1 protein-coding gene is annotated in these 720 nt (G+C 75.3%); it reads left to right on the top strand.

All coding sequences use genetic code 11. From position 1 onward, the window contains the following. Positions 1-720: alpha/beta hydrolase (locus C1I97_RS38340; RefSeq protein ID WP_146608471.1), on the top strand; the 720-nt coding region annotated here is incomplete at both ends.

The raw sequence follows: 720 nt of genomic DNA, 5'->3' as shown, positions 1-720 counted from the left end.
GCACCGCCCCGACACCGTCGTACGCCGCCTGGAACGCGTCACCCACGGCTCCCTGCACCCCCGCGACAAGGTGTGGCTCACCCCCAACCTGCACATCGGCAACCCCCGCTCCGCGCTCGGCCTGAACCACGACGACGTGGAGGTCCTGGGTGAACTCGGCGCCCTGCCCGCCTGGTTCGTGCCCGGGGTGCGCGAGACCTGGGTGATCGCGGTGCACGGTCTGGGCACCACCCGCGAACTGGCCATGAACCTCATGGAGTTCCTGCACGACCGGCACTTCCCGGTACTGGCCCTCGCCTACCGCGGCGACGCCGGCGCGCCCCGCTCCCCGGACGGGCTCAACCACCTCGGGGAGACCGAGTGGCGCGACCTGCACGCGGCGATCCGCTACGCGGTGCGGCACGGGGCCGAACGGGTCGTCCTGCTCGGCTGGTCCACCGGCGCCACGATGGCCCTGTGGGCCGCCCGCCACTCGGAGCTGCGCGAGCGCGTCTCCGGGCTGGTGCTGGACTCCCCGGTGCTCAGCTGGGAGGTCACGGTGCGGGCCCTGGCCCGGGCCCGGCACACCCCGGAGCCGCTGCTGCCGCTCGCGGTGCGCGCCGCGCAGGGGCGCGCCGGCCTGCACGGCGACCGGCTCGCCGAGGCGACCGATCCCGAGGGGCTCACGGTGCCGACGCTGATCCTCCACGGCCCCGGCGACCAGGTGGCCCCCTGGTACCT

Source organism: Streptomyces sp. NTH33 (genome assembly GCF_003236365.1).
In the GTDB taxonomy this organism is placed as follows: domain Bacteria; phylum Actinomycetota; class Actinomycetes; order Streptomycetales; family Streptomycetaceae; genus Streptomyces.
This window is presented reverse-complemented; position numbering and strand designations above follow the sequence as displayed.